24 protein-coding genes, 1 tRNA gene and 2 pseudogenes are annotated in these 25,527 nt (G+C 58.3%); 17 read left to right on the top strand and 10 right to left on the bottom strand.

Annotated features, from left to right (window positions below):
* The first annotated feature begins 325 nt into the window (after window positions 1–325).
* From CAG22_RS14935 to CAG22_RS14905, 7 genes are all read left to right on the top strand, one after another.
* A complete protein-coding gene (locus CAG22_RS14935; RefSeq protein ID WP_085592289.1) occupies window positions 326–1,282 on the top strand; it encodes a sugar ABC transporter substrate-binding protein in 957 nt (318 codons plus the stop codon).
* Window positions 1,283–1,303: 21 nt separating this feature from the next.
* Window positions 1,304–2,857 (top strand): sugar ABC transporter ATP-binding protein, encoded by a 1,554-nt coding sequence (locus tag CAG22_RS14930; RefSeq protein ID WP_025338535.1) that lies wholly within the window; start codon window positions 1,304–1,306, stop codon window positions 2,855–2,857.
* On the top strand, window positions 2,854–3,849 hold the full coding sequence (locus tag CAG22_RS14925; protein ID WP_085705688.1) for an ABC transporter permease: 996 nt from the start codon (window positions 2,854–2,856) through the stop codon (window positions 3,847–3,849). The genes CAG22_RS14930 and CAG22_RS14925 overlap by 4 nt, the downstream gene beginning before the upstream one ends.
* A 4-nt stretch (window positions 3,850–3,853) precedes the next feature.
* The gene (locus tag CAG22_RS14920; RefSeq protein ID WP_075044736.1) at window positions 3,854–4,876 is read left to right on the top strand and encodes a LacI family DNA-binding transcriptional regulator; all 1,023 of its coding nucleotides are present in this window, start codon (window positions 3,854–3,856) and stop codon (window positions 4,874–4,876) included.
* A 15-nt stretch (window positions 4,877–4,891) separates the two neighbouring features.
* Window positions 4,892–5,800 carry a ribokinase gene (rbsK, locus tag CAG22_RS14915; protein ID WP_085705687.1) on the top strand — a complete coding sequence of 303 codons (909 nt, stop codon included), beginning with the start codon at window positions 4,892–4,894 and terminating at the stop codon, window positions 5,798–5,800.
* Window positions 5,797–6,195, top strand: coding sequence for a D-ribose pyranase (rbsD, locus tag CAG22_RS14910; protein WP_085705686.1), 399 nt, complete (start codon window positions 5,797–5,799; stop codon window positions 6,193–6,195). The genes rbsK and rbsD overlap by 4 nt, the downstream gene beginning before the upstream one ends.
* A 156-nt stretch (window positions 6,196–6,351) precedes the next feature.
* Window positions 6,352–7,353: a nucleoside hydrolase gene (locus CAG22_RS14905; RefSeq protein WP_085592297.1), complete on the top strand. Its 1,002-nt coding sequence runs from the start codon at window positions 6,352–6,354 to the stop codon at window positions 7,351–7,353.
* Here the strand turns inward: CAG22_RS14905 and CAG22_RS14900 are convergent.
* Window positions 7,325–7,537, bottom strand: a complete 213-nt coding sequence (locus CAG22_RS14900) for a hypothetical protein (protein ID WP_003260960.1) — start codon at window positions 7,535–7,537, stop codon at window positions 7,325–7,327. The genes CAG22_RS14905 and CAG22_RS14900 overlap by 29 nt on opposite strands.
* A 276-nt stretch (window positions 7,538–7,813) precedes the next feature.
* Here CAG22_RS14900 and CAG22_RS14895 point away from each other — a divergent pair, with 276 nt between their 5' ends.
* Complete coding sequence (locus CAG22_RS14895) at window positions 7,814–8,134, top strand: I78 family peptidase inhibitor (protein WP_003260961.1); 321 nt, start codon at window positions 7,814–7,816, stop codon at window positions 8,132–8,134.
* Window positions 8,135–8,300: 166 nt separating this feature from the next.
* Here CAG22_RS14895 and CAG22_RS14890 read toward each other — a convergent pair whose 3' ends face one another.
* Window positions 8,301–8,513 (bottom strand): cold-shock protein, encoded by a 213-nt coding sequence (locus tag CAG22_RS14890; protein ID WP_003250656.1) that lies wholly within the window; start codon window positions 8,511–8,513, stop codon window positions 8,301–8,303.
* 162 nt (window positions 8,514–8,675) lie between these two features.
* Complete coding sequence (locus tag CAG22_RS14885) at window positions 8,676–8,981, bottom strand: hypothetical protein (RefSeq protein WP_025338540.1); 306 nt, start codon at window positions 8,979–8,981, stop codon at window positions 8,676–8,678.
* 338 nt (window positions 8,982–9,319) lie between these two features.
* Here CAG22_RS14885 and thrS point away from each other — a divergent pair, with 338 nt between their 5' ends.
* The 9 genes from thrS to CAG22_RS14835 all read left to right on the top strand — a co-directional run bounded on the left by thrS (window position 9,320) and on the right by CAG22_RS14835 (window position 16,807).
* Window positions 9,320–11,242, top strand: coding sequence for a threonine--tRNA ligase (gene thrS / locus CAG22_RS14875; protein ID WP_013972004.1), 1,923 nt, complete (start codon window positions 9,320–9,322; stop codon window positions 11,240–11,242).
* A complete protein-coding gene (infC, locus tag CAG22_RS14870) occupies window positions 11,242–11,793 on the top strand; it encodes a translation initiation factor IF-3 (protein ID WP_013972005.1) in 552 nt (183 codons plus the stop codon). The genes thrS and infC overlap by 1 nt, the downstream gene beginning before the upstream one ends.
* Window positions 11,794–11,854: 61 nt before the next feature.
* Window positions 11,855–12,049 (top strand): 50S ribosomal protein L35, encoded by a 195-nt coding sequence (gene rpmI / locus CAG22_RS14865; protein WP_003250667.1) that lies wholly within the window; start codon window positions 11,855–11,857, stop codon window positions 12,047–12,049.
* 27 nt (window positions 12,050–12,076) lie between these two features.
* Entirely contained in the window at window positions 12,077–12,433 is a 357-nt protein-coding gene (gene rplT / locus CAG22_RS14860; protein ID WP_003250671.1) for a 50S ribosomal protein L20, read from the top strand.
* A gap of 109 nt (window positions 12,434–12,542) precedes the next feature.
* Window positions 12,543–13,559: a phenylalanine--tRNA ligase subunit alpha gene (gene pheS, locus CAG22_RS14855; RefSeq protein WP_013972006.1), complete on the top strand. Its 1,017-nt coding sequence runs from the start codon at window positions 12,543–12,545 to the stop codon at window positions 13,557–13,559.
* Between the two features lie 31 nt (window positions 13,560–13,590).
* The gene (gene pheT, locus CAG22_RS14850; RefSeq protein WP_085705685.1) at window positions 13,591–15,972 is read left to right on the top strand and encodes a phenylalanine--tRNA ligase subunit beta; all 2,382 of its coding nucleotides are present in this window, start codon (window positions 13,591–13,593) and stop codon (window positions 15,970–15,972) included.
* 4 nt (window positions 15,973–15,976) lie between these two features.
* A complete protein-coding gene (gene ihfA, locus CAG22_RS14845; protein WP_003250679.1) occupies window positions 15,977–16,279 on the top strand; it encodes an integration host factor subunit alpha in 303 nt (100 codons plus the stop codon).
* A complete protein-coding gene (locus tag CAG22_RS14840) occupies window positions 16,260–16,616 on the top strand; it encodes a MerR family transcriptional regulator (RefSeq protein ID WP_003250681.1) in 357 nt (118 codons plus the stop codon). Before ihfA ends, CAG22_RS14840 begins: the two co-directional genes overlap by 20 nt.
* A 114-nt stretch (window positions 16,617–16,730) precedes the next feature.
* Window positions 16,731–16,807 (top strand) — tRNA-Pro (locus CAG22_RS14835).
* Between the two features lie 46 nt (window positions 16,808–16,853).
* Here CAG22_RS14835 and CAG22_RS14830 read toward each other — a convergent pair.
* From CAG22_RS14830 to CAG22_RS14805, 7 genes and pseudogenes are all read right to left on the bottom strand, one after another.
* Window positions 16,854–17,324 (bottom strand): hypothetical protein, encoded by a 471-nt coding sequence (locus tag CAG22_RS14830; RefSeq protein WP_085705684.1) that lies wholly within the window; start codon window positions 17,322–17,324, stop codon window positions 16,854–16,856.
* On the bottom strand, window positions 17,324–18,205 hold the full coding sequence (locus CAG22_RS27765) for a hypothetical protein (RefSeq protein ID WP_139833466.1): 882 nt from the start codon (window positions 18,203–18,205) through the stop codon (window positions 17,324–17,326). Before CAG22_RS27765 ends, CAG22_RS14830 begins: the two co-directional genes overlap by 1 nt.
* A 346-nt stretch (window positions 18,206–18,551) precedes the next feature.
* Window positions 18,552–18,946 (bottom strand): annotated as a pseudogene (locus tag CAG22_RS28750) (transposase); the annotation flags it as partial.
* A gap of 599 nt (window positions 18,947–19,545) precedes the next feature.
* A pseudogene (locus tag CAG22_RS28990) lies at window positions 19,546–19,743 on the bottom strand (IS5/IS1182 family transposase); the annotation flags it as partial.
* Between the two features lie 139 nt (window positions 19,744–19,882).
* Window positions 19,883–21,691, bottom strand: a complete 1,809-nt coding sequence (locus CAG22_RS14815; protein ID WP_085705682.1) for an AIPR family protein — start codon at window positions 21,689–21,691, stop codon at window positions 19,883–19,885.
* Entirely contained in the window at window positions 21,691–22,695 is a 1,005-nt protein-coding gene (locus tag CAG22_RS14810; protein WP_371916856.1) for a PD-(D/E)XK motif protein, read from the bottom strand. The genes CAG22_RS14815 and CAG22_RS14810 overlap by 1 nt, the downstream gene beginning before the upstream one ends.
* On the bottom strand, window positions 22,688–25,519 hold the full coding sequence (locus CAG22_RS14805; RefSeq protein ID WP_085705751.1) for a Z1 domain-containing protein: 2,832 nt from the start codon (window positions 25,517–25,519) through the stop codon (window positions 22,688–22,690). Before CAG22_RS14805 ends, CAG22_RS14810 begins: the two co-directional genes overlap by 8 nt.
* Window positions 25,520–25,527 lie beyond the last annotated feature (8 nt).

Genomic DNA, 25,527 nt, shown 5'->3' with positions numbered 1-25,527 from the left:
CGCGCTGCCTGTAGGAGCGGCCTTGTGTCGCGATGGGGCGCGTAGCGGCCCCAGATTCACGGGCGAATACACAAATTGCCGGGGCTGCTGCGCAGCCCATCGCGACACAAGGCCGCTCCTACATGAAGGTGCGTTCCATTCGAGATTCCGAACAAACGTAGGAAAGGACGTTCGGCTTTTCGGAAAAAATCCGGATAAACTGCCCCAGGCTCGACTTGACCTTCCACAGCCAAACGGATTTGACAAACCCCGGTCCTGTTTCCATAGTTAGGCAACGCAAACGTTTGCGATCCGACAAAAAACACAAGATCCGGAGTCATCGTCCATGAAACTGCCGTTCCCCGGTCGTCTGCTGGCCCTCGCGGTCATTTCCTCGCTGTCCCTGGCCCTGCCGTTCTCGGCCGCCCACGCCGAAGACAAGCCCAAGGTCGCCCTGGTCATGAAGTCGCTGGCCAACGAGTTCTTCCGCACCATGGAAGACGGCGCCAAGGACTACCAGAAAGCCCATGCCGATGAATTCGAGCTGATCGCCAACGGCATCAAGAACGAGACCGACACCGGCGAGCAGATCCGCATCGTCGAGCAGATGGTCAACGCGGGCGCCAAGGCTCTGGTCATTGCCCCGGCCGACTCCAAGGCGCTGGTATCGGCGGTGAAGAAGGCCATGGACCAGGGCGTGGTGGTGATCAACATCGACAACCGCCTGGACCCTGAACTGCTCAAGAGCAAAGGCATCAGCGTGCCCTTCGTGGGCCCCGACAACCGCAAGGGCGCGCGCCTGGTTGGCGACTACCTGGCCAACGAGAAGCTCAAGGCCGGCGACCAGGTCGGCATCATCGAAGGCGTGCCGACCACCACCAACGCCCAGCAGCGTACCGCCGGCTTCAAGGACGCCATGGAGGCCGCGCAGATCAAGATTGTCTCGGTGCAGAGCGGCAATTGGGAAATCGACAAAGGCAACGCCGTCGCCGCCTCCATGCTCAACGAATACCCCGACCTGAAAGCCTTGCTGGCCGGTAACGACAGCATGGCCCTGGGCGCCGTGTCGGCCGTGCGTGCTGCTGGCAAAGCCGGCCAGGTGCAAGTGGTGGGCTACGACAACATCAACGCCATCAAGCCGATGCTCGCCGATGGCCGCGTGCTCGCCACCCTCGACCAGGCGGCCAGCCAGCAGGCGGTGTATGGCATCCAGGCGGCGCTGAAAATGGTCAAGGGCGAGAAGCCTGACGTGGATGCCGACAACGTCATCCAGACCCCGGTCCAACTCATCACCAAGCCCTGATCGCTGGCAGGAGAAACGGCCATGCCTGCATCGGCCAATGAAGTGGTGCTCGCCGCCAGCGGCCTGGGCAAGACCTACGCCCAGCCCGTGCTCGGCGAGGTCAGCCTGAACCTGCGGGCCGGCGAAGTGCTGGCGCTGACCGGTGAGAACGGCGCCGGCAAGAGCACCCTGTCCAAGCTCATCAGTGGCCTGGAAACGCCCACCACCGGGCACATGCACTACCGCGGCCAGGCCTACGCGCCTGGCAGCCGCAGCGAGGCCGAGCGCCTCGGCGTGCGCATGGTCATGCAGGAGCTGAACCTGCTGCCCACGCTGACCGTGGCGGAAAACCTGTTCCTCGACAACCTGCCCGGCCGCTTTGGCTGGATCAGCCAAAAGCGCCTGCGCCAACTGGCCACGGCCGCCATGGCCCAGGTCGGCCTCGACGCCATCGACCCGGACACCCCGGTCGGCGAGCTGGGCATCGGCCACCAGCAGATGGTCGAAATCGCCCGCAACCTGATCGGCGATTGTCATGTGCTGATCTTCGACGAGCCCACCGCCATGCTCACCGCGCGCGAGGTGGAGCTGCTGTTCACCCAGATCGAGCGCCTGCGCCAACGTGGCGTGGCCATCGTCTACATCTCCCATCGCCTGGAAGAACTGCAGCGCGTGGCCCAGCGCATCGTCGTGCTGCGCGACGGCAAACTGGTGTGCGACGAGCCGATACAGCGCTACAGCAGCGCCGAACTGGTCAACCTGATGGTCGGCCGCGAGCTGGGCGAGCATATCGACCTGGGCAGGCGGCAGATCGGCGCGCCGCTGCTCAAGGTCGACAAGCTCAGCCGTGCCGACAAGGTGCGTGAAGTGTCGTTCGAGGTCAGGGCAGGGGAGATCTTCGGTATCTCCGGCCTGATCGGTGCCGGCCGTACCGAGCTGTTGCGCCTGATCTACGGCGCCGACCGTGCCGACAGCGGCAGCATTGCCCTCGGCCAGCCACCGCAGGTGGTCACCATCGACTCGCCCAAGGCTGCCGTGCAGGCCGGTATCGCGCTGATCACCGAAGACCGCAAAGGCGAGGGCCTGCTGCTGACGCAGTCGATCAGCGCCAATATCGCCCTGGGCAACCTCGGCGCGGTATCACGGGCCGGGGTGCTCGATGGCGAAGCCGAAGCGGCCTTGGCCGAGCGCCAGATCCAGGCCATGCGCATTCGCAGTGCCGGCCCGCAGCAGGTGGTGGGCGAGCTGTCTGGCGGCAACCAGCAGAAGGTGGTGATCGGCCGCTGGCTGGAGCGCGATTGCCAGGTGCTGCTGTTCGACGAGCCCACCCGTGGCATCGACGTCGGCGCCAAGTTCGACATCTATGGCCTGCTGGCCGAGCTGGCGCGCCAGGGCAAGGCCCTGGTGGTGGTGTCCAGCGACCTGCGCGAGCTGATGCTGATCTGCGACCGCATCGCCGTGCTGTCGGCCGGTCGCCTGATCGACACCTTCGAGCGTGACCATTGGAGCCAGGACCAGCTGCTGGCCGCGGCCTTTGCCGGTTATCAGAAACGTGACGCACTGCTGCATGACGCAGCTCCCAGGATGGATGCATGAAAACCACCCCGCTCGACAGCCAAGGCGCCGCACCGGTGCGCCCCAGTGGCACCTATCTTGGCCTGGGTACCTACCTGGGCCTGGCCGGCGCCTTGCTGGCGATGATCGTGCTGTTCTCGTTCCTCAGCAGCCACTTCTGGTCGTACAACACCTTCAGTACCCTGGCCAACCAGATCCCCGACCTGATGGTGCTGGCGGTGGGCATGACCTTCGTGCTGATCATCGGCGGCATCGACCTGTCGGTGGGCTCGGTGCTGGCGCTGGCGGCCTCGACGGTCAGCGTGGCGATCCTCGGCTGGGGTTGGGGCGTGCTGCCTTCGGCCCTGCTGGGCATGGCCGTGGCCGCGCTGGCCGGCAGCATCACCGGCGGCGTCACTGTGGCCTGGCGCATTCCGTCGTTCATCGTTTCGCTCGGGGTGCTGGAAATGGCCCGCGGCCTGGCCTACCAGTTCACCGACTCGCGCACCGCCTATATCGGCGATGCCTATGCCTGGTTCTCCAACCCCATCGCATTCGGCATCTCGCCGGCGTTCATCATCGCCTTGCTGGTGATCGTGCTGGCCCAGTTGGTGCTGACCCGCACGGTGTTCGGCCGCTACCTGATCGGCATCGGCACCAACGAAGAGGCTGTGCGCCTGGCCGGCATCGACCCGCGCCCGTACAAGGTGCTGGTGTTCGCCCTGATGGGCTTGCTTGCCGGCCTGGCTGCGCTGTTCCAGATCTCGCGGCTGGAAGCCGCCGACCCCAATGCCGGCTCCGGCCTGGAGCTGCAGGTGATCGCCGCCGTGGTGATTGGCGGCACCAGCCTGATGGGCGGGCGTGGCTCGGTCATCAGCACCTTCTTTGGCGTACTGATCATTTCGGTGCTGGCCGCAGGGCTGGCGCAGATCGGTGCCAGCGAGCCGACCAAACGCATTATCACCGGGGCGGTGATCGTCATCGCCGTGGTGCTCGACACTTACCGTAGCCGGCGTGCAGGCCGGCGGAACTGAAAACATGGCAACCATCAAAGACGTCGCGGCACTGGCGGGCATTTCCTACACCACCGTGTCCCATGTGCTGAACAAGACCCGGCCGGTCAGCGAGCAGGTACGGCTGAAAGTCGAAGCCGCCATCGCCGAACTCGACTACGTGCCCAGCGCCGTGGCCCGCTCGCTGAAAGCACGCAGCACGGCCACCATCGGCTTGCTGGTGCCCAACAGCGTCAACCCGTACTTCGCCGAACTGGCGCGGGGCATCGAAGACGCCTGCGAACGCAACGGCTACTGCGTGATCCTGTGCAACTCCGACGACAACCCGCAAAAGCAGCGCAGCTATCTGCGTGTACTGCTGGAAAAGCGCATCGACGGCCTGGTGGTGGCTTCGGTAGGCCAGGACAGCGACCTGCTGCAAAGCCTGACTGGCGTGCGCACGCCAATGGTGATCGTCGACCGCGAACTGGATGGCGTCGATGCCGACCTGGTGCGCATCGACCACGAGCAGGGCGCCTACCTGGCCACCCGCCACCTGTTGGAGCTTGGCCACCGCGACATCGCCTACATCGGCGGCCCTGCCGAGACCGGGGTCACCCAGCTGCGCCTGAGCGGCTTCCGTCGCGCCATGGCCGAGGCCGGTGCAGCGGTGCTGGGCGACCGCGTGCTGCACTGCGACTTCACCAGCCCGGGTGGCCATGCGGTGGCAACCCGGTTGCTGGAGGGCAAGCGGCCCACGGCGATCTTCGCCGGCAACGACATGATCGGCTTCGGCGTGCTGCGTGCCGCGGCCGAACGCAATATCAACGTACCCGGCGAGCTGTCGGTGATCGGCTTCGATGACATCGAACTCAGCCGCTATGTGTACCCGCCGTTGACCACGGTGGGCCAGTCGATCCGCGAGTTGGGCGAGAGCGCCGCGTCGCTGTTGCTGGCGCGTATCGGCACACCCCGGCAGGGCGCGGCGGAGCAACGCATCGTCGCCCCGCGCATCGTGCTGCGCGAGTCCACCGGGCCGCGCCCGGACCTGTTCAACGATTACCGCTAACGCTAAGGAAATGTCATGAGTGCCAAGGTCGTGGTAGTCGGTAGCCTCAACATGGACCTGGTGGCCCGCGCCCAGCGCCTGCCCCGGGCCGGCGAAACACTCCCCGGCGAAAGCTTTTTCACCGTGCCGGGCGGCAAGGGGGCCAACCAGGCGGTGGCCGTGGCGCGCTTGGGCGGCAGCGTGGCGATGATCGGCAACGTCGGCGACGATGATTATGGCCGGCAACTGCACCGGGCCTTGTATGTGGAAGGCATCGACTGCCAGGGCGTCAGCACCTGCCAGGGCGTGTCCAGCGGTGTGGCGCTGATCACCGTGGATGCCGCCAGCCAGAACTGCATCGTCATCATCCCCGGTGGCAACGGCCTGCTGACGCCGCAGTCGGTGCAGCGGTTCGATGCGCTGCTGCAGGCGGCCGAGGTGATCATCTGCCAGCTGGAAGTACCGGTCGACACCGTGGCCTGGACCCTGGCCAGGGGGCATGAACTGGGCAAGCGGGTGATCCTGAACCCGGCGCCGGCGACCGGCCCCTTGCCGGCGGACTGGTTCGCCCACATCGACTACCTGACGCCCAACGAAAGCGAGGCCGAAGCCCTGACCGGCGTGGCGGTGGCTGATCTGGACAGTGCCCGGCGCGCCGGCGAGCGCTTGCTGCAACTGGGCGCGGGCAAAGTGATCATTACCCTGGGCGCGCAAGGGGCCTTGCTGGTCACTCGTCAGGGCCATCAGCACTTCCCCGCGCCGGTGGTGCAGCCGCTGGACACCACGGCAGCCGGCGATACCTTCATCGGCGGCTTTGCCGCTGGCCTGGTGCGCGGCCTGGAGGAGGGCGAAGCCATCGCCTTCGGCCAGCGCGCCGCGGCCCTGTCGGTTACCCGCGCCGGTGCCCAGCCGTCGATTCCCTACCTGGTGGAGCTTGCGCCATGAAGAAGACCCCGCTGCTGAACGTTGCCCTGTCGCGGACCATTGCCGGCATGGGGCATGGCGACATCCTGGTGATCGGCGATGCCGGGCTGCCGGTGCCGCCGGGTGTCGAACTGATCGACTTGGCCGTCATGCCCGGCCTGCCGGATTTCGCCAGCGTGTTGCGGGTTGTGCTGAGCGAATTGCAGGTAGAGCGCCACGTGCTGGCCGAAGAGATGCAGAAAGTAGTGCCACCGGCGCTGGTCGAGATCGAGCGGCTGAAGGGCAAGCTGGGCAAGCGCGAATGGCTGAGCCATGAAGATTTCAAGGAGTTGTCACGCAGTGCCCGTGCGGTAGTGCGCACCGGCGAGTGCCAGCCCTACAGCAACATCGCGCTGATTTCCGGCGTGACTTTCTGAAGGTGGGGGCTGCGCCCCCGAATCGCCGGCAAGCCAGCTCCCACAGGTACTGCGCAATGCTTGAGGCCGATGCAGTACCTGTGGGAGCTGGCTTGCCGGCGATTGGGCCGCAAAGCGGCCCCAGAAACCACCACCCAGGCAACAGGAGTGCCACCCATGCTCAAACCCCTGCTACAAGGAATCGCCCTCATGGCCGCAGCCACCACCCTCCAGGCCGCCCCCATCGACCTGATCATCGACACCGACCCCGGCGCCGACGACGTGGTCGCGCTGTTCCTGGCCATGGCCTCGCCCGACGAGCTCAACATCCGCGCCATCACCACCGTGGCCGGCAACGTGCGCCTGGAAAAAACCTCGCGCAACGCCCGCCTGGCCCGCGAATGGGCCGGCCGCGAAGACATCCCGGTGTATGCCGGCGCCGCTCGCCCGCTGGTGCGCAAGCCGATCTACGCCGCCGACGTGCACGGCGAAGAAGGCCTTACCGGCATCCAGGTCCACGAACCGAAAGCGCCGCTGGCCCAGGGCAATGCCGTGCAATACCTGGTCGACACTCTGGGCGCCGCCAAGCCCCACAGCATCACCATCGCCATGCTCGGCCCACAAACCAACCTGGCCCTGGCGCTGATCCAGCGCCCGGACATCGCCAAAGGCATCAAGCAAGTGGTGGTCATGGGCGGTGCCCATTTCAACGGCGGCAACATCACCCCGGCGGCGGAATTCAACCTCTATGCCGACCCACATGCCGCCGAAGTGGTGCTGGCCAGCGGCGTGCAACTGACCTACCTGCCGCTGGACGTCACCCACAAACTGCTGACCAGCGACGCCCGCCTCAAGCAACTGGCGGCGGTGAACAACCAGGCCAGCAAACGGGTGGTGGATATCCTCAACGCCTACATCACCCACGACATGGACCTGTACGGCATGCCCGGCGGCCCGGTGCACGACGCCAGCGTCATCGCCTACCTGCTCAAGCCCGAGCTGTTCAGCGGCCGGCGCATCCATATGAGCATCGACAGCCGCGAAGGCCCCAGCTTCGGCCAGACCCTTGCCGACTGGTACGGCGTGCTAAAGCAGCCAGCCAACGTGATGTGGGTGGAGGAGGGCGATGCCCAGGGCCTGTTCGACCTGCTCAGCGCCCGTTTGGCGCGATTGGAATAGCCGTGTGCGGCGCGTAGCGCTCGAACACCTGGTCGAAGAAGCTGCGTGCCGCCTCGGCGCCGCGATCGCGCACCAGCAGGTCGATGGCAATCAGCAGCAACTCCTCCGGCGTGCCAGGGCTGTACGCGCTCTGGCCTTCGGCCCATTTGACCTTGATATCGGCTTCGATGCTGTGGCTGCTCATGAAAGGCTCTCGCTTGGGGCCCGGGACGAAGGGGCGAACACCTGACCCTGGTGTTCGATGGAGGCGGGGTGCGCTCCACTTCTTGCACTAAATCATGACTTTGCGTCAGTGACCTTGCGGCTTAAGCATATGGCAAACGCAGCGGGTTGTGCAAAATCCGGTCACGATTGCGTTTTCGCCTCGGCTGGCGAGTTCAGGCAGACTTGACCGGTTTTGCAACAAAAGATGAGCGGAGCTGTCGGATCAGACAGTTCCCGGACCGATTTAGGAGGCTTCATGTTCCGTACCCGTGCTTACCTGGCAACCCTGGCGGTGGCTGCTGTCCTGGCTGGTTGCAGCACTGGTGGCAATTCTGCTGGTGGCGCTGCGCCAGCCACGCCGGCAGGCAACGATGGCCGCTGCGAAGCTAGCGGCGCCGATTTCGCCATTGGCAAGCCCGCCAGCGCCGAGCTGCTGGAGCAGGCGCGCAAGGCCAGTGGCTCGCAGATGGCCCGCATTCTCAAGCCGCACGACGTGGTTACCCTTGAGTACCGCTCCGAGCGCTTGAACCTGAACGTGGACGAGCAGGGCAAGGTGGTTCGCGTCAATTGCGGTTGACCTTACTGGCCTCATCGCTGGCAAGCCAGCTCCCACAGGTGCGACGCCGCTGGTGAGGCCTGTGCTGGACCTGTGGGAGCTGGCTTGCCGGCGATGAGGCCGGTAAAGGCAACAGATGCCATAAAAAAACCCGCCACAAGGGCGGGTTTTTTTACAGCTATCCGAATTACTCCGGACGAACCTGTGCAGCCTGCATGCCCTTCTGGCCGCGCTCGGCGACGAAGGAAACAGTCTGGCCTTCTTTCAGGCTCTTGAAGCCGTCAGATTCGATGGCCTTGAAGTGAACGAACAGGTCGTCGCCGCCGCCTGCTGGGGTGATGAAGCCGTAGCCTTTCTCATCATTGAACCATTTGACGGTGCCTTGTTGGCGATTGGACATGGGTGAATCTCCAGAACATTTAGTTTTTTCAGTGGTGCAATGCGGCCGAGGCTACGGAGCACGGGACACATCATAGTCTAATTCTGCGCATCTAGCGCCTTTTACCTTCGCAGGATATTGATCCAGCTCAAAGAATCGCTGGTCTGCTCCGGCTTTAAGGTTTCAGCTCTTCGGTGCGCAGGCCTGTTTCACGACCGTCTGGGCCTTCTGCATCAGCTTGGCGTCCACGCCATCGTTGCTGTCGAGGTCGGCAATCTCCGCGTCGGTGAAATTCTTTTTGATGGTTTGCGCGCCACAGTCGCAGTGTTTTTTCGCGGTCGCAGCGTCAACGCCTTGGCCTTGTGCCACTTGTGTGCACTGGCTCATGTAGGCGGCTTCCTTCCCGGCCGGGAAGTTGCCGGCGTTCGCAGCCATGGGCAGCAGCAGGGCCCCAGCGGCCGCCAGGGCCAGAAGAGACGGAACTCGCATAACCAGTTACTCCTTGGGTTAAGGTCTCATCAAGAGTAGGTTGCTTCCCAAGGTCTGATAGGAATTTTTCCGCGTTAGTTCACCGCTGCGGCGTAATTTCCAAATATTTCTGCCTGGCATGCAACCCGCGTGCTAGCATGCCCGGCTTGCAGCTGACAACTTGCAGCCTGCAGCTATCTTTTTTCTTTCCAGTCACTCTGGTTCGTCCCTGGCAAGCCGAAAGGCTTCTGCCACTGTGAGGCAGGCTTCCCGTTGCGGGAAGGCAGGTCGGATCTTGTACTGGCTCATCCCAACCCACGTGACCTTTGGTAGGGGTCACCACTAGGAGAGGAGGCGCCATGCCCGTTATTACTCTTCCCGATGGCAGTCAACGTTCGTTCGATCATGCCGTATCCGTAGCCGAAGTCGCCGCTTCCATCGGCGCCGGCCTGGCCAAGGCCACCGTGGCCGGCAAGGTCGACGGCAAACTGGTCGATGCCTGCGACCTGATCAGCAACGACGCCACCCTGCAGATCATCACCCCTAAAGATGAAGAGGGACTGGAGATCATCCGTCACTCGTGCGCCCACCTGGTCGGCCACGCGGTGAAACAGCTGTATCCGACCGCCAAGATGGTGATCGGCCCGGTCATCGACGAAGGCTTCTACTACGACATCGCCTACGAGCGCCCCTTCACCCCTGAAGACATGGCCGCCATCGAAAAGCGCATGATGGAGCTGATCGACAAGGACTACGACGTCATCAAGAAGGTGACCCCGCGCGCCGAAGTCATCGACGTGTTCAAGGCCCGTGGCGAAGACTACAAGCTGCGCCTGGTCGAAGACATGCCGGACGAGCAGGCCATGGGCCTGTACTACCACGAAGAATACGTCGACATGTGCCGCGGCCCGCACGTGCCGAACACCCGCTTCCTCAAGGCATTCAAGCTGACCAAGCTGTCCGGCGCCTACTGGCGCGGCGATGCCAAGAACGAGCAGCTGCAACGCGTGTACGGCACCGCCTGGGCCGACAAGAAGCAGCTGGCTGCGTACATCCAGCGCATCGAAGAAGCCGAAAAACGCGACCACCGCAAGATCGGCAAGCAGCTCGACCTGTTCCACCTGCAGGAAGAAGCCCCGGGCATGGTGTTCTGGCACGCCAACGGCTGGACCGTGTACCAGGTACTCGAGCAGTACATGCGCCAGGTCCAGCGCGTCAACGGCTACCAGGAAATCAAGACCCCGCAGGTTGTCGACCGCATTCTCTGGGAGCGTTCCGGCCACTGGTCCAACTACGCCGAGAACATGTTCACCACTTCGTCGGAAAGCCGTGACTACGCGGTCAAGCCGATGAACTGCCCGTGCCACGTGCAGGTGTTCAACCAGGGCCTGAAGAGCTACCGCGACCTGCCGCTGCGCCTGGCCGAGTTCGGTGCCTGCCACCGTAACGAGCCGTCCGGCGCCCTGCACGGCATCATGCGCGTGCGTGGCTTCGTGCAGGACGACGCGCACATCTTCTGCACCGAAGAACAGGTGAAGAAAGAAGCCGCCGACTTCATCAAGCTGACCCTGGACGTGTACAAGGACTTCGGCTTCACCGACATCGCCATGAAGCTGTCGACCCGCCCGGCCAAGCGCGTGGGTTCCGAAGAGCTGTGGGACCGTGCCGAAGGCGCACTGGCCGACGCCTTGAACGAATCGGGCCTGGAGTGGGAATACCAGCCGGGCGAGGGCGCCTTCTACGGCCCGAAGATCGAGTTCACCCTGCGCGACTGCCTCGGCCGTAACTGGCAGTGCGGTACCCTGCAGTACGACCCGAACCTGCCAGAACGCCTGGATGCCAGCTACATCGCCGAAGATAACAGCCGAGTTCGCCCGGTCATGCTGCACCGCGCCATCCTCGGTTCGTTCGAGCGCTTCATCGGCATGCTGATCGAGCACTACGCCGGCGTGTTCCCGGCCTGGCTGGCCCCAACCCAGGCCGTGATCATGAACATCACCGACAAGCAGGCCGATTTCGCCCTCGAGGTGGAAAATACCCTGAACGGTAGCGGTTTCCGTGCCAAGTCGGACTTGAGAAATGAGAAGATCGGCTTTAAAATCCGCGAGCATACTTTGCTCAAGGTCCCGTACCTTTTGGTTATAGGGGATCGCGAAGTCGAAACGCAGACCGTCGCCGTACGCACCCGTGAAGGCAAAGACCTCGGCTCCATGCCGGTGGCTGAATTCACGCAGCTGCTCAACAGCGCTGTCGCCCAGCGCGGTCGCCTAGAATCGGAGTAATGACTATTAAGCGTGAAATGAGAAACGATAAACGAACTGCACCGAAAGCCCCGATCAACGAGAATATCTCGGCACGCGAGGTTCGGTTAATTGGCGCTGACGGCGAGCAGATTGGCATCGTCTCGATTGATGAAGCGCTTCGTATCGCTGATGAAGCGAAGCTGGATCTGGTGGAAATCTCTGCAGACGCGCAACCGCCCGTCTGCAAGGTGATGGACTACGGCAAGCACCTCTTCGAGAAGAAGAAGCAGGCCAACGAAGCCAAGAAAAACCAGAAGCAGATCCAGATCAAAGAAATCAAGTTTCGTCCAGGGACGGAAGAAGGGGATTACCAGGTAAAACTACGCAACCTGGTACGTTTCCTTACCGATGGGGACAAGGCCAAGATCTCTCTGAGATTCCGCGGCCGTGAGATGGCCCACCAGGAGCTGGGCATGGAGCTGTTGAAGCGGGTCGAAGCCGACCTCGCCGAATACGGCTCCGTTGAGCAGCATCCGAAGATGGAAGGACGCCAGCTTATGATGGTCATCGCCCCCAAAAAGAAGAAGTAATCTCCCGGGCACGGCAGGCCTGATGATTATTGTGTAATTTTATCGAATGCGGAGTTCCAACATGCCAAAAATGAAAACCAAGAGCGGTGCTGCGAAGCGCTTCCTGAAGACCGCTTCCGGCTTCAAGCACAAGCACGCTTTCAAGAGCCACATCCTGACCAAAATGTCGACCAAGCGTAAGCGTCAACTGCGCGGTGCCAGCCTGCTGCACCCGTCTGACGTGGCAAAAGTCGAGCGCATGCTGCGCGTACGTTAATTCTGGTTTAGATAGAGGAAGTTACTCATGGCTCGTGTTAAGCGTGGCGTCATCGCTCGTAAGCGTCACAAGAAAATTCTGAAACTGGCTAAAGGCTACTACGGTGCACGCTCGCGCGTATTCCGCGTTGCCAAGCAGGCTGTCATCAAGGCAGGTCAATATGCCTACCGTGACCGTCGTCAGAAGAAGCGTCAGTTCCGCGCACTGTGGATCGCTCGTATCAACGCCGGTGCCCGCACCAACGGTCTGTCCTACAGCCGTCTGATTGCTGGCCTGAAAAAGGCTTCGATCGAAATCGACCGTAAGGTTCTGGCCGATCTGGCAGTGAACGAAAAAGCGGCGTTTGCTGCGATTGTCGAGAAAGCTAAAGCCGTTCTGGCTTAAGTACCCGCGACAATCACCCGGCGGCGCTAGCGCCGTCGGGCATTGAACGTCATCGATAGGGGAAGAGCCTTCAAAGCTCTTCCCCTATTTTCGTATCTGGAGTCTGTACATGGAAAACCTGGATGCGTTGGTCTCCCAAGCCCTAGAGGCCGTGGAGCGCGCTGAAGACATCAATACCCTGGAACAGATCCGGGTGAATTATCTCGGCAAGAAAGGCGAGCTGACCCAGGTGATGAAGACCCTGGGCAACCTGCCAGCCGAAGAGCGGCCGAAAGTCGGCGCGCTGATCAACGACGCCAAAGAGCGCGTCACCGTTGTGCTCAATGCCCGCAAGGCCGCCTTCGAAGAAGCCGAGCTCAGCGCTCGCCTGGCTGCCGAATGCATTGACGTCACCCTGCCAGGCCGCGGCCAGGCCACCGGTGGCCTGCACCCGATCACCCGTACACTCGAGCGCATCGAGCAGTTCTTCACCCACATCGGCTACGGCATTGCCGAAGGCCCAGAGGTGGAAGACGACTACCACAACTTCGAAGCGCTCAACATCCCTGGCCACCACCCGGCCCGGGCGATGCACGACACCTTCTACTTCAATGCCAACATGCTGCTGCGTACCCACACCTCGCCGGTGCAGGTGCGGACCATGGAGTCCACCCAGCCGCCAATCCGCATTGTCTGCCCGGGCCGCGTGTACCGCTGCGACTCGGATATCACCCACTCGCCGATGTTCCACCAGGTCGAAGGCCTGCTGATCGATCGCGATATCAACTTCGCCGACCTCAAGGGCACCATCGAAGAATTCCTGCGCGTGTTCTTCGAAAAAGAACTGGCGGTACGTTTCCGCCCATCGTTCTTCCCCTTCACCGAGCCGTCCGCCGAAGTCGACATCCAGTGCGTGATGTGTTCCGGCAAAGGCTGCCGCGTGTGCAAGCAGACCGGCTGGCTGGAAGTGATGGGCTGCGGCATGGTGCACCCGAACGTGCTGCGCATGTCCGGCATCGACCCTGAAGAGTTCCAGGGCTTCGCCTTCGGCATGGGCGCCGAGCGCCTGGCCATGCTGCGCTACGGCGTCAACGATTTGCGTCTGTTCTTCGATAACGACCTGCGGTTCCTTGCCCAATTCCGCTAGGCCCAATCGACGCACATTCTAGGAGAACAGCATGAAATTCAGTGAACAGTGGCTGCGCGGTTGGGTAAACCCGCAAGTCTCCCGTGACGAACTGGTCGCCCGCCTGTCCATGGCCGGCCTCGAAGTCGACAGCGTTACCCCCGCTGCCGGCCAGTTCAGCGGCATCGTCGTGGGCGAAATCCTCGCCACCGAACAACACCCGGACGCCGACAAGCTGCGCGTGTGCCAGGTAAGCAACGGCCAGGAAACCTTCCAGGTCGTGTGCGGCGCCCCTAACGCCCGCCCGGGCATCAAGATCCCGTTCGCCATGATCGGCGCCGAACTGCCAGGCGACTTCAAGATCAAGAAGGCCAAGCTGCGCGGCGTCGAGTCCTTCGGCATGCTGTGCTCGGCTGCCGAGCTGCAGATCAGCGAAGAGAACGACGGCCTGCTGGAACTGGCGGCTGACGCCCCGGTTGGCGAAGACATTCGCCAGTACCTGAGCCTGGACGACGCCAGCATCGAAATCGGCCTCACCCCTAACCGCGGCGACTGCCTGTCCATCGCCGGCCTGGCCCGCGACGTCAGCGCCCTGTACGACACCCCGGTTACCCGCCCGGTAGTGCCAGCCGTACCGGCTGCCCACGACGAAGTGCGCCCGGTCGAAGTCAGCGCCCCGGCTGCCTGCCCGCGCTACCTGGGCCGCGTCATCCGCAACGTCGATCTGAGCAAGCCGACCCCACTGTGGATGGTCGAACGCCTGCGCCGCAGCGACGTGCGCAGCATCGACGCCGCCGTCGACATCACCAACTACGTGATGCTCGAACTCGGCCAGCCGATGCACGCCTTCGACCTGGCAGAAATCAACGGCGGCATCCGCGTACGCATGGCCGAAGAGGGCGAGAAGCTCGTCCTGCTCGACGGCCAGGAAGTTGCCCTGCGCGCCGACACTCTGGTCATCGCCGACCACACCCGCGCCCTGGCCATCGCCGGCGTCATGGGTGGCGAGCACAGCGGTGTGAACACCGAAAAAACCCGCGACCTATTCCTCGAAAGCGCCTTCTTCGAGCCAATCTCCGTCGCCGGTAAAGCCCGTTCCTACGGCCTTCACACCGACGCCTCGCACCGCTACGAGCGCGGCGTAGACTCGCAGCTGGCCCGCGAAGCCATGGAGCGTGCCACCCAGCTGCTGCTGGACATCGTCGGCGGCGAAGCCGGCCCGGTTGTCGAAGCCGTCAGCGAACAGCACCTGCCGCAAGTGGCCCCGGTTACCCTGCGCGCCGAACGCATCACCCAGATGCTCGGCATGGAAATGGACCCAGCCCAGATCGAGCAACTGCTCAACGCCCTGGAACTGACCACCACCAAGAGCGGGGAAGGGCAGTGGACAGTCAACGTCCCAAGCCACCGCTTCGACATCAGCCTGGAAGTGGACCTGATCGAAGAGCTGGCCCGCCTGTACGGCTACAACAACCTGCCGGTTCGCTACCCGCAAGCCCGCCTGGCCCCCCAGGGCAAGCCGGAAACCCGCGGTGACCTGCCGACCCTGCGCCGCCTGCTGGTTGCCCGCGGCTACCAGGAAGCCATCACCTACAGCTTCATCGACCCGAAACTGTTCGAACTGTTCAGCCCGGGCGTAGAGCCGCTGCTGCTGGCCAACCCCATCTCCAGCGACATGGCCGCCATGCGCGCGTCCCTGTGGCCGGGCCTGGTCAAGGCACTGCAGCACAACCTGAACCGCCAGCAAGACCGCGTGCGCCTGTTCGAAAGCGGCCTGCGTTTCGTCGGCCAGCTCGGCGACCTGAAGCAGCAGCCGATGATCGCCGGCGTTGTCACCGGCAGCCGCCTGCCAGAAGGCTGGGCCAACGGCCGCGACGGCGTCGACTTCTTCGACGTGAAGGCCGACGTGGAAGCCCTGCTGGGCTACTCCGGCGCCTTGAGCGACTTCACCTTCAGTGCCGGCAAGCACCCAGCCTTGCACCCAGGCCAGACTGCCGCCATCGAGCGTGATGGCAAACTGGTCGGCTACCTCGGCGCCATCCACCCAGAGCTGGCAAAAGCCCTGGACCTGGACCGCCCGGTGTTCCTGTTCGAGCTGGTGCTGGGCGACGTGGTCGAAGGCCGCCTGCCGAAATTCAGCGAGCTGTCCAAGTTCCCGGAAACCCGCCGCGACCTGGCTTTGATTGCAGGACGTGATGTAGCTTCTAGCTCGGTGCTTGAAGTAATTCGTGACAATGCAGGCGAATGGCTCACAGACCTCAGGCTGTTTGATGTCTACCAAGGTAAAGGCATTGATCCTGATAGAAAAAGCCTTGCCGTCGGCTTGACCTGGCAGCATCCATCGCGCACTCTTAACGACGATGAGGTGAACACTACCCTGCAAAACATCCTCACCTCGCTCGAACAAAGGTTGAACACCACGTTAAGGAAATAACGGCATGGGTGCTCTGACGAAAGCTGAGATGGCCGAAAGGCTGTACGAGGAGCTGGGGCTTAACAAGCGTGAGGCCAAGGAGCTGGTCGAGCTGTTTTTTGAAGAAATTCGGCACGCACTTGAAGAGAACGAGCAGGTCAAGCTGTCCGGTTTCGGCAACTTCGACCTTCGCGACAAACGCCAGCGGCCGGGCCGCAACCCCAAGACAGGGGAAGAAATCCCGATCACCGCACGGCGCGTCGTCACCTTTCGTCCAGGGCAGAAGTTGAAGGCCCGGGTTGAGGCCTATGCTGGAACCAAGCCATAACGACGAACTGCCCCCCATACCGGGCAAAAGGTACTTCACCATTGGTGAGGTGAGTGAGCTTTGTGCGGTCAAGCCGCACGTGCTGCGGTATTGGGAGCAGGAGTTCGATCAGCTCAATCCCGTGAAGCGGCGGGGGAACCGGCGGTATTATCAGCGGCAGGATGTGCTGATGATTCGCCAGATTCGCGCGCTGCTTTATGACCAGGGGTTCACCATTGGCGGGGCTCGATTGAGGCTCTCCAGTGATGAGGCCAAGGATGAGTCGAGCCAGTACAAGCAGCTGATTCGGCAGATGATTGTCGAGTTGGAGGATGTGTTGGTCGTGTTGAAGAAGTGAGCTGGTTTGCTGGTGAATGGAAAATTTTTTGAGAAAAAGCTTTCATTTATCAGGAGGTTAGGGTACATTCCTCAACGTTCTTGGTAGCATTGAGAACATGCTTCAAAGCCCAGTCGGGGCGTAGCGCAGCCCGGTAGCGCACTTGCATGGGGTGCAAGGGGTCGAGTGTTCGAATCACTCCGTCCCGACCATTATTGAAACGAAAAAGCCCAGTCGGTGACGACTGGGCTTTTTCGTTTATAAGTTTGCAGATGCTAGCTTTTCTTTAATGGTAAAGCGAGCTGTATAGACGCTGCTCGCGACAATTAACAGGCCACATAATCCTGTAGTGAAGAGAGTGAAACCCAGATCCGACTTTGTTCCTTTCTGAGTGAGCCATGGAATAATCGCCAATAAGGTGAACAGGCCGCAGTATAGGAGGGATACTGATATATGTGCTTTCAGCTTCCAGTAACTTGGCCAAGTGACAAGTAGTTTTGCTGATTTTTCATCTTCAAACACCATCTGTCGTAACTCGTTTAGGAGCCAGCCTGAGAGTCCAATTGGTGCAAGTATAATAAACTTTTCAAGCTCTTCATTGATGCTCAATGATTGGGTGGCGAGTCCTATGTATGGTTTGGCGAAAAGGAAAATTAAGGTTGCGGAAAGGAGTAGTGCGGCCTCAGCGCTGATTAAAATGACCTTTAGAATATAGTATAATTTTTCCATCAATGCCTCATGTCTCGTTCTTTGCTGATTTTCTGAAATACATTGTGAGCCAAGGCTGCAAGTTCTTCTGGGTTGGGGCTTTTAGTGAATAGAAAACTTTTCTGTGTGTCCGTCGTCTTTATTACTATCTCGTAACCATTTTCGAGCCCGACAGCCTTGCCCACTCCGTATCCATCTGCGGCCATAAGTAGAGCGGAATCTGTTAAGGTTGGGATGGCTTCGGGTTGATAATCTGGGTTTTCTATAATTTGCCCAATGTGTGTCGTTATATCGGTGTCGAGACCGCCTTTTTTATCAGACGTTTCTTTGATCGAGACCTCTGAGGCGTTGCGGTGTTTTATGTAGTCGTGCAGTTCACCCCAAAGTCTTCCGAATAGAGGGTTCGGCGGAAATACTTTTGCAGAGATCTCTGTGAAAGTATCAATGGATTTCAATTTGGCATAAAAAGCTTTGTAATCTGATACAGGGTCTATATGGCATTTTGCAAAGAAGTTTTCGTGAGCAGCCTCAATGACCGACTGGAAGCGTCGAGGGAATACGTCTTCTTGAATACCGTTCCAGACGTGAAGATAAGCTATTCCAGAAAAATCAGGAAGATATACAAATGGTGAGCTAGCTTCTAGAAGGTTTCTTGCATTTGCTTTCACCTGTTGCCTTGACCCTTCATCGACGACCGTAACCTTGCCGTCTTTGGCGTACTTAGTTAGGTTTCCGAAAATGTACGGTTGGGAGGAAGTGCGTCCATCTCTCACATCTGTGATGGTCCAGTCAAACTTGCCAATTTCAACTACCGGAGCATCAATTATCGATGCTTGCAAGCTCTGTTGAGTAACGTTGCCTAGCTTAATAACTCGCCCCAGATAGTAACGTCCCTTTCTCATTTTCCTTGCCTTGTATGCGTGAGCTGTGTGCTTCGGTCATTGGGTAGGAGCTAGTAATCTTGCTCGCCCTTTGATCGATAGAAATATTATTGATAAGCCTTCTGGCAATCATGTGCCCATCTGTGATGGCCCTTTGCCCTCGACATTACCGCGATTTTTGTAAAATTTAAAGGGCTAAGGTAAGCATAAGCCTGATCCGTCTTTCATTTTTCATTATTGAACCGGATGCTATCTTTATGACTCTAGATACGTGCCTCGACTCGACCGTTGTGTCGGCAGGCGCATCAAATTGTCTCTTGACGTATGCGATCCGTGAGCCTCACCTACCGCAAGGAGGGCGCCAAGGTTACCGTGGCATCTCTGAGGGGCGGTTCCACGGCAGTATGCTTGTGGCAGTCGCTCCAATACGTGGCGCAGTCGCGTATAAAGCGCAGTTTCAACTAGGCTGTAGATCTGGACACTGACGGCAGCAGCTTGGGTGTGTCGCTGAACAGCCAAGCTAGGGATTGGATAGCAAACGGCTTAATCGAGCGTTCGGCGACGCTGTTGTCGATCGGCAATAAACCGGCCTCAACGTAGTGCGCCAGTCGGCTCCAGTTATTGACCAGATACTGCATGCTCTGCCCAGTATACTTGCGGGGTCACTGGGACTGCTCCTGTCCAGATAGCTTTTCAACTGCATCAGGATTGGCAGGCTTTGCGCCTGTCGTCTGTAAAATGCTGCTCGTCACTGGCGTTTTTATCAGTGGCATCGGGTGAGGTTTTGAAACGCTTAGACTCCCGGCGTTTGAGTCAGAGGAGAAACAGTTGCGTTCCCAATAGAGGATCTTCACGCGGTTGAGCGGCTTGTAGAGGAGCACGAAAAGTATCGGGTCGGACACGGCCACCTTGAAGTCCGCTCGACCAGGGCAGCACGCCCATCGATGGATTTTCGATAGTTGATTGGCTTGGAACGCAGATAGAATTTTTCGACTTGGTGTCGGGTCGCATCATGCCAGGAGGGCTCCAGAGAAAATCGGGAGCACAGCATCGGGAATCAGGTAAGCGCTTTGAGTGGGGTTCATGGAGCGCTTACGACTATAGGGGAGCTTTCAGCTTTACGGCAGTTACGGCTCAGGCTAAATTGATGGCAAGATGCTGTCATTGACACAGCGAGATTGGTCATTGGCGCACCGGTGTGGGTAATGCGGTCTCGCTGGACCTCAAAATGCTTCATTGAAGGCGGAAGGTATGGATTTTTTTCGACGTTGTTGCACCTAAGCCAAGCTTAGATTTGCGCGTCATCGAGCGCATCGGGCGGCCACGTTGGCTCGATTAAATGCTGACTTCATCCAACAGGGATAGCTGATATCGCTGGCTTGACGGCCAGAGGGGAGGAAGCGCAACGGTGTCCCGTTGGCGTCGCGGAGCAGTGGATTTGTTGTCAGGCCACCACAACTGCGACCTAGAGCGTGATCGGCAGGCCCGTCAGGCCCCGTTTTCTCCGGCGCCAAGTGAGGCTCGGGTTGCGCGTACACAGTAGTTGAGTCGATCATCCAGGATTGCACATTTCGGGATTTCGTACAGAGCTTAGGAAGCGATGCCGTTGAACCTTGGTCGGGTCCAACAGCACGCAAAGAAAACTGCATGGATAGCTGACGCAACAATTACTTCGATGAAACGTGCTGTAGATGCTTCTTAGTGTATTTCTGGGATATTGTCATCCGGGCTTGTATATTTGAGAGATTTGATTTCCTCCCAGCATTCGGCTTTTTTTGCCCATTCGGATATCATTCTCCCTCCGGCGCCTTTATGTAGAGCTCTGTCCACTTCCTTGGCCCAGATGACTATCTGATCTTCAAGTGCTGGGGAGATTCGTTGCTCCTGCCATACTAGATCAAACCTGAATCTTGTTCCGAGCTTGAGCCCAAGCAGTGAAACTGTGTAAGCGGTGATGTTTGCTTGGAATGCAGGAAATACTGGGCGTATGATGCGTTGTGCTGCTTTGAAAATAATGGCTTTAGCAATCATCTCTTTATAGTTTTCAGGGGTTGGCAAAGTGTCTTCGCCAGCTTCCTCTCGTTCTGAAAGGTCGTCCATGAAAGCTTGGAAGTTCTTTTGCGACCCAAGGCTGACAATATTGGGCTTCTGACCCCATGCGAATATATATTTGGCGAGGTCAGGCTTGGTCAGTTTTCGCGTCGCCGGAATTTCGGACTGCAGCTTCTTTTTTTGCGCTGGAGTGGCTGCATCTTTCTCCAGCATCACTTTGTAGCTGCCAGCTGAGCGTTCGTAGAACCATCTACCTATGCCGTCCGGGCAGAAAGTCCGCATCGACATTTTTTCTAGCTCGCGATGGAAGGGCTTGTTTGCGGAAAGGTCGGACTGTTTAACTACGTTTTGGCTATTCGCAAAACGAGAGATTTTTGCAATCAGTTCATCAGAATCGCTATTTTCAGAGCGCAATACGATAATTTTCGCAGGCACCCTGACATGGTCGAGATCCAGCGCGGGCTGCTTTCGTTTGGCAAAATATATGGAGGCAGTAGTCTGGCCACCGTTAACAATTTGCATGCCTTTGAGCGACGAAATGCCAACAGATCCATCACTAGTTCGCCCCAACTCGCTGGCAGTAGCTACAATCACGATGCCATTGTTATAAGCCATGAAGCGGTCGGGGGTATCTCGCAGAGTGTCCCGAATGCCTTTGTTGACTCCTTTTGCCCCGACTCCCAAGAAAGAGCGAACGTTAGCCTCAAGAATGCGCGGTCCATACTTCTCGTAAAGCGCTCTGAGTGCGTTGCCTGGTACTGCCGTCAGGGCGTAGTCATATTCATCATTGGCAGATCCGGGTACCCAGACGCTTGGCAATGGACCTCCGCACAAGTCTGGGAAATTGACAACAAGCTCATCTCTGGAGTGACCTTGCTGCAGGTGGTTGAAGAGGCGTTGAATATCCATTACCTCTATTCGAACTTGCTTGTTTTCTACCTCGTGAGGTGCGTAATCTCGAGTCTTGACTCGTGCATCCGTGATTATAAAAACTCTGATACTATCGAGGTTCGCGAAAATACGCTCAACTTCAGCAACTAATGCGTAAACATTATTGGTTTCGTCCAGTTGCTTGGAAAGCTGATTGTTTGCGCAAAACCTCAAGAATTGAATGCCTTGAGACGCTGCTCGGGCGACTTCCTGGTCGGCGAGCAGTTCAACTTGGTCCGACCCCTTGTATAAACTTACAAAAAGGTCCAGTCGGTCTGGATTGCCTGCTTCATCTGTGGTGTCCGATACAGAATAGCCGCTGAGCTTGACTTTGTGTCTGCCGACCTTGGCCTCGTAATGACAAACATTGGTGTCAAACGTGATGCCTTGGTCGCTCAAATGGTTCATTACCTGCTCGGTAAACAGTTCTTCCGCAGAGACAGGAATTTTACCAGGTACAAAATCCTTGCTTAGCTCATCTCTGATAGCTGTCTGTGTGTCTTGCAGGAATTCCGCCAATTCCATCAAATTACTCCAAGCTTTTCAAGGACTTCTGGCAACGACAGCTTTTCGGTCGCTATCAAGGAGAGGTCGATTTCGTATTGCGCCCAGCAAATAGCTGCGGGCGTGTTAAAAGGGATCAATCTTGGGAAGTTAAAGTCCACAAGCAGCATTCTCAGCTCAATCGGCAGAAATTTTCTGGAGTAATATTCAGAATGCATATCCAAGTAGCCCGCATCATGCAGCGCTTTTTCAAATAGAGTCAAAGCTGCCAGATCGAGTTGCAGTGTAGTTCGAATATTCGCTATGTACTCCGTCAGCGTTTTCCCTTGATCACTGATGCCCAGACGAATTCCTGCAAGATAAAGGGGGGGGCTGCGAGAATCGTCAAGCTGATCCAGTGAGGCAATTCGTACTGGAAATCCCTCTTTGCCAATTGTGGATTTTACTTCTATTGAACCAATGCCGAGAATAAAATCATGAAGGCCATCCGCGGGCCCTTTCCAACCATCTATAACAGAATGAGTGGGTATGCCTGATTCGATGAGCTGGTTGATAAAACATAGTTCTCCGATCAGTCCTTGCTCGGCTTCGCTGCTCAAGCCCTCCTGCCCTTTACGCATGAACTCCTGCCAGCCTCTGACTCGCCCCATGAGGCGTTGGTAAAGCAAGTCCTCACTGCTATCTCTGGTTGCAGCCAAGAGCTCAGTGATGTCAGCGACTACCGCAGCAAACAAGTCAACGCATCCCGAAGGCTGCTTCACTATTGCAAGCCACTGGCGGCCACCAGATGACTCGCCCAAATTGGCACGTTCCATCCGGAAGCCTTGTCCTTTTGGAAGTAGCGATGTTCGGGCCAATTTAGCGTTAGCGAAACCTATCAATATCGCTTCATGGCCGCTCGGTGAGTGTCGTGCCAACTTGATCAGGCAGGTGCCGGTCTGAAAAAGATCGATGGATCGCCAGCCAGGAATCGTAAGCTCACCTTGCAAGGCTCTCCATATCGTCAAGACCCTGCTGCTATTCACTACCACCGTATTCCTGCTCCCAAAGAAGATTTGCAACTACGTATGGTACTGATTGGTTTTTTGTGCTTGAGGGAAAACTGATCGCAAATGCAACGACTGGTGTTTCGACATTTTCAACTTTGCTGGCTTTTGGATCCAGAATGTAAATCATGAGCACGCCGCGTTCTGGGTGGGCAGTCACTCCGCCCTTGCCGAGCCCCCGCACCTGACGAATGTATGGGCCACTTGGGATTTCCGGGCGCTCTTGTCCACGGGCCCGCGCCGGATCAGGTTTCCAAGCCTCCTGCGTCAGTCGCAGGGCAGCATTCCATGAACTTTCATCGAGATCGATAGCCTCATCCTGAGGAGACAAGATTCGGCCTATGGAGTATTTGTCCTCTGCTGCTGGCGCTTTGTTTGTCCGCCTCATTCGGTTAATAGGGTGACCAGGAATGTCTTCAACTGCTTTTTCGCCCCCGCCAATGATTGCAACAGTCCAAGCGTTCAGCTCACCTGACAAGCTCATTTTTTCGATAAAATCGGCCAGAATATCGCTACGTACTTTTCGGGAGTCAGGATGGGTCTGATAGGATCGAAGGAAGTCGACAACATGTTGAGCAGATACATTATTCCAGCTCACACCTTTCCATCTGTCTTGGCGGCCGTTGCGCTCTTGTGGCGGAATATCTCCGGGTTTGCCAAGCGCCTTGGAGAGAGAGGCAAGTGCATTCAAGTTTGACGTCAGCTTATCTTTGTCCTTGAAGAAACTTACTGTTTCAAGTAGCTGACCGCTGAACGAAAGGTATAGCGTCTTGGCTGTCCGCATTTTGAGTGGGGAGGTGACCATCAAAACTGGGTGTGATCTTACCTTCAGTCCATAATCCCGCGGTGTAAGCCCACTCTCCATCATATAGTCAAATTCTGCTCGCAGTTCTTCCGCTGCATCGGCGATATGCTCGAACCATTCGACAAGATCCGGTGTTGTATAGAGCCGGCAGAGGTCCAGGTAACCCGGACGATATCCGAACCATCGCCCCATCTGCATTAGAGTGTCGTACATCTTGGAGGCGCGCAGGAAATAACTTACACACAACCCTTCAAGAGTCAATCCACGAGCTAGCTTGTCACCGCCCACAGCAATGACCTTCAGCCCATCCGTGCTCTCGACATAGTCCAAGGCATCCTTGGCTGTGCCATTGATCATTCTTATCTTTATATCGTCCAGCACGCTGGGCAGCAATCTTTCGATCTCGTCCCAATCCGGGATAGTGCGGTACATGTCCTCGGAGGTCTGGTTTGCAATTCTTTGGCTCGTTGCAAGGAAATCATTATCCCAAAGTTTGCGAAGGTCAGAAATGAATGTTTCATGATCGATCTTGCGCATGACGCGCTGCTTTTGAAGCGACACGTAATCTTCGATCTGTCGATGGACGTGCTGCTGGACCAAGTTGAATCGTGTAACGTGAACCAACATTGACGAGTGTTCGTTTTGTTGCCCGCGCAGCTGGCGAATACAGCATGTCAAAATGAACGCCTGAATGGCCTCGACTAGTGACGCAGGCATATCTTCTTCAGGAACATAGGCACTTTTGTGCCCGACTGGCATCCAGCCGCTGCGACCATCCTCAGAGCAGTGATCCTCCACAGTGCGTACTAGGTCGAGCGCACCATCGCGACCATTTTCGCCAGCCAGACCAAAGACGCGAGACGGTCCGATATAGTTCGATGGGGCAGAAAGGTTGGTTATGAACGCCGATGGGAACAAATCGGGCCCTTCGCGCTTCGTAGTCCCATGCTCGTGAATGTAAATATTGGCAAAGGGAGTTGCGGTGTACCCGACATAAGCCTTCCTTGCAAATGAATGTAGAATTTGCCGGATAAGTTTGTTGATCGCTGTGGGCTCATGTTCGAGATCAGGTTTGCCATCGTCGCCAATGACGTGCTCACCGGTATCCACCGAGGCATGATCTGCCTCATCATCAATGATGAGCAGAGGTAGATGAGTTACCAAAGGTCTGCCGGTTTCCGGATCAACGGAGCGCGCGACATGGCTGTGAAGCCACTTGAGTAATCTTGTAAGAACGGATTTGTTCTTTTTGACTACAAATAGCCAAGGCTTGTGTTCAGGCGAAACACCAAGGTTGTTCACAAATCTCAGGTTGAAGTCGCCGTTGTCTGCCCGGTTTGTCACATATTGGGGGCGCTGCTCGTGCGAACCGTCAATCAATCCCACGCCGATGAGGCGATGGCTGCCATTTTTGGTCGCCGCTGTTTCGTAGCCTAGGAAGCCTTCATCCAAGCGCATCTGGGTTTGCGAGCGCAAATTGTTGTGGAGCCCGGCAAGCACGATGATGATCTTGTAACCTGCGTCTGCAGCTTTGCAGATCAGACCAGTATAATTGGCAGTCTTGCCTGACTGCACATGGCCGACCACCATGCCGCGCCTGTCCCAGGTCCCGTCGCGTTTAGGGTCCTCAAGCATGGAGAGCGTCTGATCCGTTGTCTTATCCAGCCCCTCCATTGCCTTCCATGGAAGTTTACGTTCCTGCCATTCGCGATACCTCTGCCAGTACCGCCAATTTTGTTTACGCTCGGCTGTTAGCCACGGGACATGGCCTTCCATGTTGACCAAGGAAGCATCATCGCCAACCCAGATACTGAAACGGCTGATAAGCTCTTCGGTGACGGCGTCGCGGTCCAGGCCGATGCCGCGCTTCGGCATGATGCTAAGGACCTTGTCGATATGTTCGGAGATCAACTCCGGAGTGATCAGGGTCTTTTCATCCAATTCGCCCAGCATGGTCTGGACGACCTGAATCACAATCCACTTGTTTTCCTCGGACATGAGGGGGT

The sequence above is a fragment of the Pseudomonas sp. B8(2017) genome (genome assembly GCF_002113575.1).
Classification (GTDB): Bacteria; Pseudomonadota; Gammaproteobacteria; order Pseudomonadales; family Pseudomonadaceae; genus Aquipseudomonas; species Aquipseudomonas putida_Z.
The sequence above is the reverse complement of the archived record's forward strand: the minus strand, read 5'-3'. Positions and strand labels throughout refer to the sequence as shown.